The organism is Pantoea sp. 9140 (assembly GCF_000745295.1).
GTDB lineage: Bacteria > Pseudomonadota > Gammaproteobacteria > Enterobacterales > Enterobacteriaceae > Pantoea > Pantoea vagans.
Genome location: NZ_JQNO01000001.1, coordinates 1,467,524 through 1,484,131, shown reverse-complemented (window position 1 = coordinate 1,484,131; position 16,608 = coordinate 1,467,524). Strand labels below are relative to the sequence as shown.

Annotated in this window: 15 protein-coding genes; 9 read left to right on the top strand and 6 right to left on the bottom strand. The window is 58.3% G+C overall.

Translation table 11 applies throughout. From position 1 onward, the window contains the following. Positions 1–7: 7 nt before the first annotated feature. From FA92_RS07030 to FA92_RS07015, 4 genes are all read right to left on the bottom strand, one after another. A complete protein-coding gene (locus tag FA92_RS07030; protein ID WP_033782890.1) occupies positions 8–796 on the bottom strand; it encodes an ABC transporter ATP-binding protein in 789 nt (262 codons plus the stop codon). A gap of 10 nt (positions 797–806) precedes the next feature. Next, positions 807–1,679 (bottom strand): nitrate ABC transporter permease, encoded by an 873-nt coding sequence (gene ntrB, locus FA92_RS07025; RefSeq protein ID WP_033782889.1) that lies wholly within the window; start codon positions 1,677–1,679, stop codon positions 807–809. Positions 1,680–1,690: 11 nt separating this feature from the next. Further along, positions 1,691–2,941, bottom strand: coding sequence for a CmpA/NrtA family ABC transporter substrate-binding protein (locus FA92_RS07020; protein ID WP_081917117.1), 1,251 nt, complete (start codon positions 2,939–2,941; stop codon positions 1,691–1,693). A 262-nt stretch (positions 2,942–3,203) separates the two neighbouring features. Beyond that, entirely contained in the window at positions 3,204–4,415 is a 1,212-nt protein-coding gene (locus FA92_RS07015) for a nitrate regulatory protein (protein ID WP_033782886.1), read from the bottom strand. A gap of 487 nt (positions 4,416–4,902) precedes the next feature. On the opposite strand from FA92_RS07015, the gene FA92_RS07010 reads away from it, so the two are divergent. The 8 genes from FA92_RS07010 (at position 4,903) to FA92_RS06975 (ending at position 13,909) form a co-directional block, all read left to right on the top strand. Continuing rightward, positions 4,903–5,394 (top strand): hypothetical protein, encoded by a 492-nt coding sequence (locus FA92_RS07010; protein ID WP_013357636.1) that lies wholly within the window; start codon positions 4,903–4,905, stop codon positions 5,392–5,394. A gap of 85 nt (positions 5,395–5,479) precedes the next feature. Continuing rightward, the gene (gene icmH, locus FA92_RS07005; protein WP_033782884.1) at positions 5,480–6,697 is read left to right on the top strand and encodes a type IVB secretion system protein IcmH/DotU; all 1,218 of its coding nucleotides are present in this window, start codon (positions 5,480–5,482) and stop codon (positions 6,695–6,697) included. Next, a complete protein-coding gene (gene tssM / locus FA92_RS07000) occupies positions 6,697–8,811 on the top strand; it encodes a type VI secretion system membrane subunit TssM (RefSeq protein ID WP_013357634.1) in 2,115 nt (704 codons plus the stop codon). The genes icmH and tssM overlap by 1 nt, the downstream gene beginning before the upstream one ends. 13 nt (positions 8,812–8,824) lie before the next feature. After that, positions 8,825–9,523: a type VI secretion system-associated protein TagF gene (gene tagF / locus FA92_RS06995; RefSeq protein ID WP_033782882.1), complete on the top strand. Its 699-nt coding sequence runs from the start codon at positions 8,825–8,827 to the stop codon at positions 9,521–9,523. 36 nt (positions 9,524–9,559) lie between these two features. After that, entirely contained in the window at positions 9,560–10,696 is a 1,137-nt protein-coding gene (tagH, locus tag FA92_RS06990; protein ID WP_033782880.1) for a type VI secretion system-associated FHA domain protein TagH, read from the top strand. Further along, positions 10,693–11,469, top strand: coding sequence for a PP2C family serine/threonine-protein phosphatase (locus tag FA92_RS06985; RefSeq protein WP_013357631.1), 777 nt, complete (start codon positions 10,693–10,695; stop codon positions 11,467–11,469). The genes tagH and FA92_RS06985 overlap by 4 nt, the downstream gene beginning before the upstream one ends. A 14-nt stretch (positions 11,470–11,483) precedes the next feature. Further along, positions 11,484–12,437 (top strand): hypothetical protein, encoded by a 954-nt coding sequence (locus FA92_RS06980; RefSeq protein ID WP_013357630.1) that lies wholly within the window; start codon positions 11,484–11,486, stop codon positions 12,435–12,437. A gap of 44 nt (positions 12,438–12,481) precedes the next feature. Next, the gene (locus tag FA92_RS06975) at positions 12,482–13,909 is read left to right on the top strand and encodes a serine/threonine-protein kinase (protein ID WP_033782877.1); all 1,428 of its coding nucleotides are present in this window, start codon (positions 12,482–12,484) and stop codon (positions 13,907–13,909) included. Positions 13,910–13,972: 63 nt separating this feature from the next. On the opposite strand, the gene FA92_RS06970 is transcribed toward FA92_RS06975, so the two are convergent. Further along, positions 13,973–14,647: a gamma-glutamylcyclotransferase gene (locus FA92_RS06970; protein ID WP_167493432.1), complete on the bottom strand. Its 675-nt coding sequence runs from the start codon at positions 14,645–14,647 to the stop codon at positions 13,973–13,975. A gap of 225 nt (positions 14,648–14,872) precedes the next feature. Continuing rightward, complete coding sequence (gene chaB / locus FA92_RS06965; protein WP_013357627.1) at positions 14,873–15,103, bottom strand: putative cation transport regulator ChaB; 231 nt, start codon at positions 15,101–15,103, stop codon at positions 14,873–14,875. A 373-nt stretch (positions 15,104–15,476) separates the two neighbouring features. On the opposite strand from chaB, the gene chaA reads away from it, so the two are divergent. After that, positions 15,477–16,568, top strand: coding sequence for a sodium-potassium/proton antiporter ChaA (gene chaA, locus FA92_RS06960; RefSeq protein WP_013357625.1), 1,092 nt, complete (start codon positions 15,477–15,479; stop codon positions 16,566–16,568). Positions 16,569–16,608 lie beyond the last annotated feature (40 nt).

Sequence of the window (16,608 nt, the reverse complement as noted above, 5' to 3'; positions counted from 1 at the left end):
CTGCTCCTTACGCTGCCGTGGTCTGTTTTTCATAGAGGAAATGCAGCACTTTCTGGCGCAGCTGGTGATAGCGCGGCTCATCCGCCAGCGCCACCCGCGAGCGCGGTCGCTGCAGATCGACGGTGAGGATCTCCCCGACCTGTGCCGCCGGGCCGTTGGTCATCATCAGCACCCGATCGGAGAGCAGCACCGCTTCATCCACGTCATGGGTGATCAGCACAATGGTGGTATTCAGCTCCTGCTGAATGCGCATCACGCTGTCCTGCAGGTGGGCGCGGGTTAAGGCATCCAGCGCGCCGAATGGCTCATCCAGCAGCAGCACGCGTGGCTTCATCGCCAGCGCCCGGGCAATGCCGACGCGCTGCTTCATGCCGCCGGAGATTTCGCCAGGCCGCTTGTGCATGGCGTGGCTCATCTGCACCCGATTAAGGTTGTGCTCGATCCAGTCGCGCATCTCCGCTTTGCTGAAGCGCCCTTTAAACACCTGCTGCACCGCCAGTTCGACGTTCTGAAATGCCGTCAGCCACGGCAGCAGCGAATGGTTCTGAAACACCACCGCACGCTCGGGACCCGGTCCGGTGATTTCGCGGTTATCACACAGCAGCACGCCGCTGCTGGGACGGGTTAATCCGGCAATCAGGTTGAGCAGCGTCGATTTGCCGCAGCCGGAGTGGCCGATCAGGCTCAGGGTTTCCCCTTCGTGAATATCAAAACTGACGTTGTCCAGCGCCAGAAACTCGCCGCTGGCAGTGTTGAAACGCTGGCTCACCTGCTGAACGCGAATAATGTGTTGCATGGTGTTCTCCTTATTTTTCCCAGCTGAAACGACGGACCAGCAGCATCAGCGCCTGCTCCAGCAGCAGCCCGACGACGCCGATAATCAGGATGGCAATCAGAATGTTTGCCACGTTGAGGTTGTTCCACTCGTTCCAGATCCAGAAGCCAATCCCCAGCCCGCCGGTCAGCATTTCGGCGGCAACAATCACCAGCCATGCGATGCCGATAGAGAGACGTACCCCGGTGAGCACCGCAGGCAGCACGGCGGGCAGCAGGATCCGGCGCATCACCGTCCACTCAGAGAGCTGTAGCACCCGCGCCACGTTGAGGTAATCCTGCGGAATACGCTGCACCCCTTCAGCGGTATTGATGATCATCGGCCAGATGGAACAGATGAAAATGGTCCAGCTGGCGGCAGGCTCGGCGCGCTGAAACAGCAGCAGTCCAATCGGCAGCCAGGCCAGCGGGCTGACCGGCCGCAGCAGGGCGATAATCGGATTGAACATGCGCGCCATAAAGGTAAAGCGCCCCAGCAGAAAACCCGCCGGGATGCCCACCAGCGCGGCAAGGCCGAAGCCGATGGCGACGCGCTGCAGCGAGGCCAGCACGTTCCAGCCGATGCCCTGATCGTTGGGGCCATTGCTGTAGAACGGGTCAGCAAACAGCACCTGCGCGGCCTGCCAGGTGGCATAAGGCGAGGGAAACGAGGGTTCGGACAGCGCCGCGAGCTGCCACACCAGCCACATCAGCAGCAGGCCGCCCGCGGCGGGAATGGCGCGCTGCAACAGCGGACGCAGCCGCGCCGGACGAACTGCGGCTTTCGGGGTGATCTGTAGCGGAATAACGGTGGCACTGCCGGGGGTTTGCTCCGGCTGCGCCAGGGCGCGCGCGTCAGTTTTCATAGCAACCTCTCTTAACGTTTGATAGCGAAACTGGCGGCGTAGGCAGCAGGATTGCTGCCATCCCAGACTTTGCCGTCGATCAGGGTGCTGCTGCGCATCTCACTGGCGGGCAAGGCAATCTGCCCGACGGCGCTGGCGGCCTGTTTATAGATGTCGATGCGGTTGATCTGGTGGGCCACGGCGAGGTAATCGGGATCGCTGGTGAGCAGTCCCCAGCGTTTCATCTGGGTCAGAAACCACATGCCATCCGAGAGCCACGGAAAACTGACGTTGCCGTTGTCGAAGAAGCGCATCGGATGCGCGTCCTGCCACGACTGTCCCAGCCCGTTCTCGTACTGGCCGAGCATCCGCCCCTGCAGCGTCTCCACTTTGGTGTTGATCCAGGCTCGACCGGCTAACACCTGTGCGGTTTCACGGCGGTTATCGTCTGAGGCATCGATCCAACGCGCCGCCTCCAGCACCGCGGCAGTCATCGCGCGGGCCGTATTGGGATTCTCTTTCACCCACTGTGCACGGGTGCCAAGCACCTTTTCCGGATGCTCCGGCCAGATCTGCTGGCTGGTAGCGGCAGTAAAGCCGATGTTGTCGCTGATGGCACGCTGGTTCCACGGCTCGCCGACGCAGTAGCCGCTCATGTTGCCAATCTTCATGTTCATCACCATTTGCGGCGGCGGCACGACCACGGTGCGCACATCGTCAAACGGATGAATGCCGGCATTGGCCAGCCAGTAGTAGAGCCACATGGCGTGCGTACTGGTGGGAAAGGTGTGGGCGAAGGTCAGACTGCCTTTCGGACTGCCATCAACGGCTTTTTTCAGGCTGGCCGCATCGGTAACGCCACTGGCTTTCAGCTGGTTCGACAGAGTGATCGCCTGGCCGTTGTGATTGAGCGTCATCAGGTTCGCCATGTCGTGCTGCGGCCCCGCTACGCCAAGCTGCAGCGCGTAGATCATGCCGTAAAGCACATGGGCCGCATCCAGCTCGCCGGAGGTCAGTTTGTCGCGCACCGCCGCCCAGCTCGCCTCTTTGCTGACCTGCAATGTCAGGCCATACTTTTTGTCGAAGCCTTTTACCGACGCCATGACGACCGGCGCGCAGTCGGTAAGCGGGATAAAGCCGACCCGCGCCTGCGCCTTTTCTGGCGCATCGGAGCCTGCTGCCCAGACTGCATTTCGTAATCCCGGCACGATCCAGGCCGCACCCAGCGCTGCACCGGAGATCAGCGCCTGACGTCGTGTCAGTGAAAATGGCGTTTTTCTCATCATGTTGCCCCTGAACAGAAATAAAAAAAGGCGTCCTCCGACAAGCCGAAGCCTGCGGATGGACGCCTTTATCCAAAGCACTGACCCCACCGCCATTGGCGGGAGCAATGCGTACTCTCTGTAGGGTTGAAGCAAAGGGTGTGCCAGATCGCTGAAGCCGCGTTAAAGCCGACGTGCGATGATGCGCTGCTGAATAATTAACCTTTTTTGCACGTTTCTGACGCAGATCACGCACAAAGGTTGTGCAGCTACCTCGTCCGGGTTAGTTGCTCAGGGTCTTCGCGACGGCCAGCACTGCCTGCGCGATCTCCATTACGCGCTTATTCTGATTCATCGCACTTTTGCGCAGCGCCTGCCAGGCGGCCTCTTCGGTGAATCCCTGCTGCTGCATCAGCCAGTGTTTGGCCTGATCGATTACCCGTCGCTCGTCGAGTGAAGCGCGCATCGATGCCAGCTCATCCGCCTGCTGCTGCAGGCGCTGTGACTGCTCACCAATCAGCGACAGCACCGAGCGCCCGAGCTGCGGGGCCAGCCCGTCACTGCTGAGCGTTGACGCGCCGGGCAGCCAGTCAGCTCCGCAGAAGTAGAGCGAGAAGTTGCTGTCACCCTGCACGACCGGCGATGCCGCCTGTTGCTGCGCCTGCTCAATTGCCTCACGACAGCGCTGCATCAGCGTGGCCGTCAGGGCATCCTCCAGCGTTTTCATCTGGTCCAGACGCTCGGAGAGCAGGGAAAACCACTCCAGCGCGCCGGTTTCATCATACTGGCTACCGGTGCAGGCGATGCGCCGCAGCCGTTCGATATCCCGGCTGGCCTGAGACAATGGCTGCCAGCTTTCACAGGCGGCACTGTCGGCAAATTCCCGGAAGGTGGTAAAGCTCTGCTCCTGAGCCGCAATCAGCGCCACCATCTGGCTGCGCTGCTCAGGCGTGAACTGCCGCGCCGCAAAGCCGGCTGAACCGATGGCCCGCTCCTGTCCTGCCAGCTCTTTGCCCTGCATAAAACTGAACAGCGCGATCAGTGCACGCGAGATATCGGGATCGCTGGCGGTGTCGGCTGCCTCAAAAACCAGATTAAGTAAGGTGCGGATAACCTGATTAAACGCCGCCATCGCCGCAGCCTGATCCCGCTCATGCAGGCTGATTTGCTGACGCAGCAGCGGTAATCCCGCCAGCGCCTGCAGGGCAGCCGCAATCAGGTTGCAGAAACGACTGAAGCCGGGTTGTGCGGTGGCGGGCGGCAGCGCCTGATAGAAATGGTGCAGGCCGGCGCTGACTTCCTGCTGACGGGCGTGACGCTCGGCGCTGAACAGCGCGCCACCGGAGCAGATCCAGAGATTGTTTGCGCCGCGTTCCCGCTGCAGTCGATGAACCAGCTCACTGACGGCAGCCATCAGTTCGCCGGTCTTAAGCAGCCGTTGCAGGCTGGCAATATCGCTGTCACGCGATGCCTGCAGCCAGATCAGGGCATCCATGGTTCACCTCTCCGCCGTTAAAACTTTTCTGAAGCAAAAGGCGTGCCGCTTTCCGGAAAAAAGGCGGGCATAGCCGGCGCGTAAATTCTGATTTTGATAAGATTCTTTGGGTGAAGAGATAAATTTTATCGGTAACGAACGATTAGAAACGCTTAATAGTTTCCAATCGGATCCATTGCATGTCAGAATGCGCGGCAATATTCTCAACCAGTTTGTCTCTGCGATAATTCAGTTCGCTTTAACTATCACATTGTCTGGCGCTTTTCTTATATCGCAGCCTGCCCCGAAAGCGCCTGCTATCACGCATCGCCAGTGGGTGCAATGGTTTGAATTCTCAAAAGTCTTAGGTAGACTAAACGCGTAACTATCCTGATGTAATCTGAACTTTTTTTGAAAAACAGACTTTCGGCACGATGCGGCGCGAAAAACAGCGCCTCCTGCATCGGGCCTGGCAATATGCAGATACTTTGATGAGATCACGAGGAACATGGTGAAAAAGAGTCTTGCGTTAACGCTGCTGGCGGTGCTTACCCTGGCAGGCTGTAAGGCCCCGCCGCCGCCCGTCACTGACGATACGCTGGTCACCAGCGAAATTAACGGCGTCAAACTGGTCCATCGACACGCTGTCGCGGCACCGACTGAATTTGAGCCGGTCAATCAGACCTGGCGGGCGCTCTATGGTGCCTCGGTCATGACCTCGCCGGATTACGGCGGCAAAGTCGTTCGCTATCTCGAAACGGGTAAACCGTTTGAAGTATTAGGTAATGTGGAGCACAGCTGGCTGGCGATTGCTGACCAGGCTGATGGCCCGTTAATTGGTTATGTACCGTTAAAAGCGGGCGTAGAGAGCAGTCGTTACGATGCCACGCTGCAGAGCGATCGTCCCCGTCCGCGGAAAGCGAAACAGGTCTGTGTGGCCGTCGGCGGCGCGAGTAAAGCCTGTCGGACTAACGATACCGCGACCTGGATCTTAGACTGAATATGAAATCCGGCGCATATTGCCCGCAGCACCGTCCTGTGCTGCGGGTACAGGGATTTGCCATTGGCTGGAAGATCACGAATTAATGACTGTGGAATCCCCTGCGCGTGAGGCGACCCCCTCAGGCAATGAGAATCTATTACTTCAGGCTGCGGCGCCACTGCTGAATGCGGTGGTGCAGATTCGTCGGGCAGCCACCCATGACGACCCTGCGGGTCTGCGCCAGTCCCTGATCGATGAAATCCGCCAGTTTGAACAACGCTGTAAACAGGCAGGGCTGCCGTTTGAGATGATTATCGGCGCGCGTTACTGCATCTGCAGCGCGCTGGACGAAGCCGCAGCGCAAACCCCCTGGGGCACGCGTGGCGTCTGGTCAGGCAACGGCATGCTGGTGACCTTTCACAATGAAAGCTGGGGCGGCGAGAAATTCTTTCAGTTGCTGTCGCGCATTTCACAAAGTCCGCAACAACATCTCTGGCTGCTGGAAGTGGTGCAATATTGCCTGCTGCTGGGCTATGAAGGCCGCTATCGCGGCAGTGAAAATGGCCGCGCCCAGTGCGACGGTATCCGTAAGCGCCTGAAAAGCCTGATTGACGAGACGCGCACCCAGCGTCAGACGCCGCAACCCCCGCTGGTCGAGGTGCATCCGCTGGTCAGTACCCTCGCCCGCCCGATGGTGCCGCTCTGGGCCTGCGCCATGCTGGTCGCGCTCATCGGCTGCCTGATCTACAGCGGCCTGAACTGGCGGCTCGGCAACGCTGCCGAACCGCTGCTGCGCACCATCTATCAGACCCCGCTGCCGCAGATTACTGCGGGCCGCCGTCCCTCTTCTCCGCAGGCGCTGCTCGATCTGCGTCAGCGACTGAACGATGTGATCGCTGCCGGACAGCTCGAAGTCAGCGATGGTGCCTTTGGCAGTAAAGTGATTATTCCCGCAGACAAACTGTTTGCCGAGCAAGGCACGGTGATTAACCCGGTGGGCCGCGCGCTGCTGGCCCGCGTCTCAACCGCGATGAAAGATGTCAAAGGCACCATTCTGGTGTCCGTGTTTACCGACGATCATCCGGTGGATAACAGCCGTTTTGCCTCCAGCTATGAGTTCTCATTCGCCCGCGCCCGTGCCATCACCCAGCTGTTGCAGCTGCAGCTGGAGGACGGTCATACGGTACGCTCTGAAGGCCGTGGTGACAGCGACCCGCTGCTGCCCAACGACAGCAGCGAAAACCGGACCCGCAACCGCCGCGTTGAGATCACCCTGTTTGCCGCGCCTGAAACGCTCAGTAATCATCAAGGAGCACAATAATGCGCGCTTCCCTTCGCCTGCTGTTAACGCATCGCCTGCTGTGGAGCTTTATTGGCGTCACGGCGCTGAGCTGTCTGGTCTGGATGCTGGGCCCGTTCTGGACATGGGGCGAGTCGCGTCCTCTGGAACCGGTGCTGCCTCGCCAGCTCACCGTGAGCGCTCTCTATTTTCTCTGGATCCTGTTCCAGCTGATCCCGTCGCTTTATCGTGCCTGGTTTAACAGCCGCTTACTGACCCAGCTTCAGCTGGCGGGCAACGACGATCCGGCGGAACGTCAGATGACTGAGGAGCGGCTTAATCAGCGCTTCAGTGACGCGGCGATGCAGCTAAAACGCACCCAGTTTGGCCGTCGTCACAGCGGCAATTTGCTCTCGCGCTTTAATGCCAATTATCTCTACCAGTTGCCCTGGTATCTGGTGATGGGTGCGCCCGGTGCCGGTAAAACCACCGCGCTGTTTAATGCGGGCCTCGATTTCCCGCTGACCGATACGCTGGGTAAACAGGCGATTCGTGGCGTCGGCGGCACCCGCAACTGCGACTGGTGGTTTACCGACAGCGCAGTGCTGATTGATACCGCGGGGCGGTATGCGCTGCAGGAGAGCCAGCGCGTGCGCGATGCCGCGGAGTGGCACAGTTTTATCAATCTGCTGAAACGCTATCGCACCCGCCAGCCGATTAACGGTGTCATCATGACGATCAGCGTGGCCGATCTGCTGAGCGATTCTGCCGAAGCGCGTTTTGCCCAGGCCAGCGCGCTGCGTGAGCGTATGGCGGAACTGCATCAGCAGACCGGTATTCACTTCCCGGTCTATGTGATGGTCACCAAAACCGATTTGCTGAAAGGCTTCATGAGCTACTTTGGCAACATCGATAAAGCGCGGCGTGACGCTATCTGGGGCTTTACGTTTAACCGTGAGACGGGTAAGCCGCACAAAGATGACTGGCATCGTCATTTTGGCCAGCAGTTCCAGCGGCTGGAAGAGCAGCTACAGCAGCAGCTGGCGGAGCAGATGACCCAGGAGCGCGATCTGAATGAGCGCGCTGAATGCTTCCTCTTCCCGCAGGAGTTCGCCTCACTGCGCCCGCTGCTGAACGAGTATCTCGATATCGTCTTCTCTGATCATCAGGATGCCGTCGCCTGGAGCCCCCGCGGCCTCTTCTTTACCAGCGGTACGCAGGAAGGCCTGCCGTTTGATCGGGTGATGGGTGAACTGAGCCGTAAACTGCAGTTACGTCAGGCGGGCGAACATTCGATTGCCGCCTGGGACAGCGTTAACCGCAACAGTCCGATTCCCGGCAACAAAGGCCAGAGCTTCTTTATTCGTGACCTGCTGAGCGATCTGATCTTTAAAGAGAGCGGACTGGCGGGCAGTAATCGCCGCTGGGAGTATCGCAATCAGCTGTTCCACTGGATTGGCTACGGCGTGCTGGCAGGCGCGCTGCTGATTGCCTCCAGCCTGTGGAGCATCAGCTACTACCAGAATCAGCACTATCTGCAGCAGGTGGCCGCACGGGTGCCGGCCATTCGTGAGCAGAGTCAGCAGGTGATTCATCAGCCTGCTGATAATATTTTTGATCTGCTACCCTTTCTGAACAACCTGGTGAAGCTGCCGCTGTCGGAACGTTTTTCTCTCGATAATCCGCCGCTTACTATGCGGGCTGGCTTATATCGCGGCAGTCAGGTCAGCGACGCCGCCTGGGTGCTTTATCAAAATGCGCTTAAGTCTTTGCTGCTGCCGCGCGTGGCGCAGCAGATCACCAACATTCTGCGCAACGATCCGGGTGATGATAACGCCTACAGCCGCAATGCGCTGCGCGCCTATCAGATGCTCTATCAGCCGCGCAATTACGATGGCGAATTTTTACGGGCCTGGCTGCTGCAAAACTTACAGCGCTCGCTGCCCGATACGGTCAGTGCCCGCGATCTGCAGCAGCTCGACTGGCACCTGAGCCAGCTGCTGGATCAGCAGATTCAGTCATCGCCTTATGCGCGTGACAATGCACTGATGATGCGCAAGCTGGCAGACAATCTTAAAATCGCGGGCCAGGCAGGCAGCGTGCTGGCGGCAGCACCGCTGCACCCGGCCGCGCGATCACACTCGCTAAGCGAGTAATGGTGAGGTGAACATGGCTGCTTACACCGCCCCCGGCTGGTACGGCAAGCTGCCGTCGACCGGTGACTTTCTGCACCGTCGTCTGAGTGAGCAACAGATTAGCCCGTGGAATCACTGGTTCCAGCAGGGATTAATGCACTGGCATCAGCAGGCCTGGTCATACAGCGCGAACTTTCTTCACGCGCCAGTATGGAACTTTGTCCTGCCGGTGACCGCGACCCGGCCACACGTACAGATGGGCTGTCTGCTGCCCTCCTGTGACCGCGTCGGCCGCGCCTGGCCGCTGCTGGCACTGCACAGCTTTCCGCTGGCGCAGTGGCATCCGGCTCAGCTGACCATCTCCGGTGACTGGTTTCATGATCTGGGCGCAACCCTGTTACGGGCGGTTCAGACGCCGCTGGACGGCGAGCAGTTAGAGCAGCAGATACAGGCGCTGCCGCCGCTGCTGGTGCCCGCCAGGAAGCCCTCAGAGATTATGGATGTGATCGGTTTTCAGGATCTGCCCTGCACGCTGAGCTGGCGTGAAGTGGCCGAACGTTTCGACCCTCAGCAGCATATGAGCTACTGGTGGAGTAATCGCAGTGATGGTTTTGCCCATGCGACCCACAAGCACAGCGGCAACCTCACGGCGCAACTGTTTTCGTTACTGTTTAACCCGGCGGCAGGTGCACAGCCGGGACGTAATGGCCTCTATCCTCCGATGTTCGAGTGAGGCCGGATGCGTTTGCCGTTCAATCTGGGATAACTCATGCAATTTACCATCGTGCAATGCACTACGGATGTTCCGGTCAGAAGCGTCGCGTTTCAACCGCCTGGCGGCACCATTGGCCGCAGTCAGGACAACGATCTGGTGCTGCCGGATGAGACGCGGGCTATTTCGCGCCTGCAGGCGCTGGTTCACCTGTCGCATGACGGGGAGTGCCGGCTGACCAACCAGGGCAGCGTAACGCCGGTCGAGCATAACGGCATTACGCTGGGTCGCGGCATGCAGGTGCTGCTGAAGCACGGCGACGCCTTGCGCATCGGTGATTATGCGCTGGAAGTGCGCGATCCCGCCTGCCAGAACGCGCAGAGCGATCCGCTGGCCCTGTTTGCGGGTGACAGCGCCCGGCCCGCGAATCCTTTGGGCATTCACGAACATCATGAGATTGAGGATCGGCTGCTGGTCAACGACGTGCCGCCTTCACGTCATGAGCGGCACAGTGATGCGCGGCTGGCGATCGATCCGCAGGCCAGTGAGCCGCGCCGGGCGCTGACAGCACAGCCGGTGGATCAGGATCGGCTCATCGCCGCCCTGCTGGACGGCATGGGACTGAGCAACGGTCACGCCACGCCGGTTGACGAAGAGCAGATGCGCATTACCGGCCGGATGCTGAGCCTCTTTTCTCAGGGCACCGTGGCGCTGCTCTCATCACGTTCCATTCTCAAACGGGGCGTGAAAGCGGACATGACCATGATTCTGAATGAGGCCAACAACCCGTTCAAGATCCTGCCCTCCGGCAAAACCGTGCTGATGCAGATGTATCAGAGCCAGATGCCCGGATTTATGCCGCCGGAGCAGGCAGTGCGCGATGCGCTGGTCGATCTGCAGGCCCACCAGCTGGGCATGATTGCCGGAATTCGCGCCATTATTGCGGCGATGCTGCAATCCTTTAATCCGCAGCGGCTGGAAGAGCAGGCGCGCGCCGATGGCCTGGTGTCAAAACTGCCATTTTCCACCGCGAAGAAAGCGGCGCTCTGGGACTACTTCATGCGTAATTACCAGCGTACGGCCGGTGAGATAGAAGATGATTTCCATACGCTGTTTGGCGAAGCTTTCCTTCATGCCTACGACATGGAAGTGAATCAGTATAAAGATTCTCAGACGCGGGTGGACGACGCATGAAAATCGTTTTTGCCAGCCGCTGCCAGCAGGGGCTACGCGATGAGAATCAGGATCGCACAGGTGCCGAGCTGGATGAGCGAAAAGCCTGTTTTGTGGTCTGCGATGGCGTGGCCGGGCTGCCCGGCGGCGAGATGGCGGCACAGCTGGTGCGCGACACGCTTCTAAGCCAGATACAGGCGAACACCGACTTTACGCCGGAAATCACCCACCAGGCGATCGAACAGTGCCGCTTAGCGCTGCATGAGGCACAGGGTAAAAATCCGAAATATTCCCGCATGAGCACCACGCTGGCAGCCCTGTTTATTGACCGCCAGAAACAGCGTGCATGGTGGGCGCATGCCGGTGACAGCCGGGTTTACCACTTCCGGCGAGGCGTGCTTCACGAGGTGACCCGGGACCACAGTCTGGCCCAGCAGCTGAAAGAAGCGGGCTATGAAAATACCGGCATTAACAGTAATTTACTCTATAATGCGCTCGGCGCTGAGCCGCCTCGCTTAGTCAGCTTTTCGCAGGAGATTGCGCTGGAGGATGGGGACGCTTTTCTGGTCTGCACCGATGGCTTCTGGCTGAATCTGAACAGTAGTGAAATGGAACAGGCGCTGCGCATGGTGAATGCCTGCGAAGAGTGGCTGGCTCTGATGGAACAGGCGGTAAGCCGCAACGTTAAGAAAGATAATCTCAGCGCACTGGCGGTCTGGATTGGTGAGCCGGAGGAGGCAACACTGCTCTATTCACTGGCTGATTCGGCGCGCTTTCTGCCGCCTCGTTTTTGATTCCAAGGATCCTTATGAAACTGTGGTTGCCCGGCATCATCACTCTGCTGATTGCCTTTAACGCCCAGGCTGAAAATTATCGTGTGGTCTACTCCCCCAGCCTGGCGCTGGAGGTTTATATCGATAATGTGGTGAGTAAAGCGCCTGACGACTGGTGTAAAGAGACGCTGCCGCTGCGTATCGTCTCTGGCAAAAGCAAGGATTCGGCCGTGCTGACCACCTTTTTACCGCGCGTGGGCACCCTGCTCGCGAATCAGTGCGGCTTACTGGATGAACTGCCGTGGCAGATGACCAATAAAGAGGGTGGCGTCCTGGCCAGCGGCAGCGCCAGCAAGTTGCAGAACTGGCGCCCGATTGTGATGGCGGATGCAACCGCCAGCGCGAGTGACAGCAATGCCGCCCCGCTCGACCTGTCCCGGCCCGCCAACAGCACGCCGCTGCAACATTTTGATCTCCCCAGCGGCTGCCATTTCCGCACCGCCTGGGATGAGAATGCGCGGACCCTGTTCATCCCGGATGTCAGCAAGCAGCAGTGCTCGCCTGACGGCTGGGCAGAAGGCAAAAGTGAACTGACGCTGGCGACAGCGGATCACCCGACGCCGGTTGCGGTCACCTTTTATCAGGGTTACCCCATCGCCAATCTGACTATTCCGGACAGCAAGCTGGAAGTCATTGCCGCGAATAATCAGCGCATGATTGTGACACGCCCGGATACGCCAGATAGCTGGCTGGTGCTGCCCTTTGATGCCAGGCAGCATGTCTGGCGCTTCAATGGTGCGCTGTTAATAAAGATGGATAAGAATGCTGCGCAGCAGGACGCTGACGCTGTGAAATCGCGAGTCGATACATTGCGCAGCCAGTGGGCGCCCTATTTCATGCCACAGCAAAAAGTGAATGTGTTACTCATCGACACCCTGCACGCGGATCTGGTTGATCCTGCCATTGGTGCCTGGCGTAACATCAATTAATTACCGCGCAGCCTGACAACCAGGCCGTGTACAGAGAGTTCACTATGTCGGCAAATGATAATCCGAAAACCGTTCCGAATGCCCTGCCTGACGGATACCGTTTTAATGAATTTGAGATCAAGGAAGTGATCGGAGGCGGCGGCTTCGGCATCGTCTATCGCGCGTGGGATCACCAGCTTGAACGTACTATTGCCATTAAAGAGTATATGCCCGTGTCGCTGGCTGTCCGTGCCGCCGACTTAACGCTGGAGCTGCGCGGTGAACGTTTCCAGAAGCTGTTTAATGCCGGGCTGACCAGCTTTATTCAGGAAGCGCGTCTGCTGGCCCGCTTCAATCATCCCGGTCTGCTGCACGTGCTGCGCTTCTGGGAGCAGAACGGCACCGCCTATATGGGCACGCTTTACTACAGCGGAATGACGCTGAAAGAGTGGCAGCTCACCAGCCCGGCCTCGATCTCTGAAGCCTGGATCCGCCGCCTGCTGCCGCCCCTGCTGGGAGCCATCAGCACCATCCATCAGGCCGGCTATCTGCATCGCGACATCTCGCTCGACAATATCCAGATTCAGGAAAACCAGCTGCCGGTGCTGCTGGACTTCGGCTCGGCGCGTAAAGAGATTGGCAACCTCTCTGACGAAACCGAAATCATGCTTAAACCGGGCTTTGCGCCGATTGAGCAGTACAGCGAAGAAGGCGAAGTCGAACAGGGACCGTGGACCGATATTTACGCGCTGGGCGCGGTGCTGCACAGCCTGATTACCGGTAATCCACCGCCAGTCAGTGTGGTGCGCTGTATTGAAGATAATTATCAGCCGCTGGTGGAACGTCAGCCTGAAGGCTACTCGCTGCCGCTGCTGCATGCCATTGACTGCGCGCTGGCTATGAAACCCGGCGATCGTCCGCAAACGATTGACGCCTTTGCGGCGCTGATTGATCTGCCGGTCAGTGATGTGGAAGCCGTGGTCAACAGCTTCCCGGTACCGGGCGAGTCGCCTGCGCTGCCCGTCGAGGAGCCGGTTGAAGCGGCCCCGCCGGTCGTGATGGCGATGAATCACGCTGCGGCGTCAGCGGAGCCGGTAACGCCGCGCACGGTGCGGCGGCTGTCGCCAGGCTTACCAGGGCTGGCTGCCGTGGCGCTTCTGGCCGTGGTCGTCACCGTCTGGCTGGCTAATCGCCACAGTGCCACACCGGATGTCGTTAACAACCTGGCAGCCGCGACGCAGGCACCCGCATCAGCTCCGCCGCCAGCCGCCGTGCCTGCTGCCCTGGCGACGGTTTATCTTAAGCTGGAAAGCGGTGAAAGCGTGGTGCTGAATGGACAGCCGGTTGAGGTCAAACCCGGCAGCAGCGGATTTGCCGCGCTGAATCTGGCGGCAGGACAGTATAAAATTGACGTGAAGAATGGCAGTGAGATGCACAGCCAGTCTCTGACGATCGATAAGCCCGGCACCTGGCTGATTAATCCGGGTAACTAATCCCCGGATCGATCGTAAAAGGGCGCAGCATTGTCGCGCCCTTTTCTTTGCGGCTGACCCTGCTCAGGCCTGCCTGAGGCAGGATTGCTGTAACGTCCTCACCTGATGCGCCAGCCGGCTCAGACTCTCTTCTTCCATGCCGCGCCGGGTCAGTTCTTCTTCCAGCGCAAACAGATACTGTGCATTCGATCCCAGCGGGCCACTTGCTGCGGCAATTAAAGGCGCAATCGCCTCCGGGCAGGAGTCCGATTCATAGAGCGGATGGCGCGGGTCCATAATAAAGGTCAGCGCAGTGACGCTGCGGCCATCCTCCAGCTGTAACTCACACCATGTCGGTAAATAACAGCCGGTGATCATCTCCCGCTTCCACAGCAGCGCCAACTCTTCATGTAACCGCGCTTCCGGCAGACGAAATGCCAGTCCCGTCGTGCGGCCACCCTGCTTCAGCGCCAGCATGCGGCCAGGATGCGTGGCGGTGCCACGTCCGGCAATCAGCCGCAGACAGAAAGCGCGATGCCAGCCTTCCAGCGAACCGGACGCGACTTCGTCCGCCTCAAAAATCGGGTTCCACATCAGCGAGCCGTAGCCAAAGATCCAGACCGGGCTGTGATCGGGACGGCAGGCCAGCGTGGCTGCCAGCGAAGCCGCGCGCTGCTCGCAACTCCAGAGCAGCGTCTCATCGATATCCCCGAATGACGTCTTACAATCCGCTTTTAACAGAAATTCCCGGGTAAGCAATGCGACCTCCTCGACTTCAACAGCGTCCTGCAGAATGGCTCCTGTAACATGACGCCAAAACAGCACTGCGTTTCGATCATCAAATTGACATTAATCTATTTACGCGCGGGGTTTCAAGCGTGATTCCGGTCGCAGGTTAAAAAAAACCAGATAAACCTGATAGCACAGGCAAAAAAAAGGACCCGATACTCCTGGCCCTTTACTGCAAACCGGCTAGCCGCCGGGTTAACGTTTAGGGTGCCACTTATCATCGTCGCCTTTTTCGTACTCTTTCTTCACGGCGGCCCAGGCGACTTTATGCGCGACCTCTTCCCGTGAATCATCGCCGCGGCGATCTTTAGCTTCTTTATACTGATCCCATGCGCTGTTAAAGGCCTGCTGATAGATATCCTGCGCGTGCGCAGGAAGCACATGTTTTACATTGTCAGGTAAGTCGGCTCGGTTAGCGTAAGGCATAACGGCTCCTCAGTTTATGGATTCACACTAAGCCTGGCGCAGGCCAGCAAAAATACAAACAGCGACTTATTAGCGCTTCAGATGAAAAATCAGGTGCTGACCCTGCAAATCATAATGATAAGCCGATTTCCCGGCAGAATGAGACCACATAGGTGCATAAGTCATAATTGTTGTAGACTGATTACTATTGCAATATTTGAGATAATATCAGGTTAATACCCCTTCGGCACTTTATTGCATTTAAGTAAAAAGCAGTAAATTTTTCCCACCCGGGCCGGTGAAAAGATAAACTGCGCCCTGCCTTAAAACTGATTATATTTCTAACAGCAGCATCTGCTGCGTCCGGATAATCATTAACCAGAGAGGATGGTGAATGCCTTCACATGAAAAAACACGTCACAAGGAATTCTCGCTGATATTTCCCATTATCACGCTGGGTATACTCTATTTTTTTGGTGCAAATACTTCATTTCCGGTCGTAGTCGGTATTAACTTACTGGCGCTGGTTGCCATTCTGAGCAGCGCATTCAGCGTTGTGCGTCACGCTGACGTGCTGGCGCACCGACTGGGTGAGCCTTATGGCTCGCTGATCCTGAGTCTGTCAGTGGTGATTCTGGAAGTGAGCCTGATCTCAGCGCTGATGGCGACCGGCGATGCCGCACCGGGACTGATGCGCGATACGCTTTATTCGATAGTGATGATTGTGACCGGCGGTCTGGTGGGTTTTGCGCTGCTGCTGGGCGGTAACAAATTTGCGACGCAGTACGTTAATCTGGCGGGCGTGAAGCAATATCTCATCGCTATCTTTCCGCTGGCGATTCTGGTGCTGGTGTTTCCCAACGCGCTGCCGGGCGGAAACTTCTCGGTAACTCAGGCGCTGCTGATTGCGGCAATTTCCGCGGCGATGTATGGCGTTTTCCTGCTGATTCAGACCAAAACGCATCAGAGCCTGTTTGTCTATGAGCATGAAGATGATAGCGATGATGGTGATCCGCACCATGGTAAGCCGTCGGCGCACAGCAGCGTCTGGCACACCGTCTGGCTGATTGTGCATCTGATTGCCGTTATTGCGGTGACCAAAATGAACGCCAACACGCTGGAAAGCCTGCTGACGGAGATGAATGCACCGGCACAGTTCACCGGTTTCCTGGTGGCCCTGCTGATCCTCTCCCCTGAAGGCCTGGGCGCGATTAAGGCGGTACTGATGAATCAGGTGCAGCGCGCCATGAACCTGTTCTTTGGTTCGGTGCTGGCGACCATCTCCCTGACGGTGCCTGCGGTGACCATTATCGCCACGCTGACCGGACAGGAGCTGATATTCGGGCTGGAGCCGCCGCAGATGGTGATTATGATGGCATCGCTGATCCTCTGTCAGATTTCCTTCTCAACCGGCCGCACCAATGTTCTGAACGGTGCTGCGCATCTGGCGCTGTTTATTGGCTATCTGATGACAATCATGCTGTAACGTCACCGAATTTCAGGCGAAAAAAAAGAGCGATTATTCG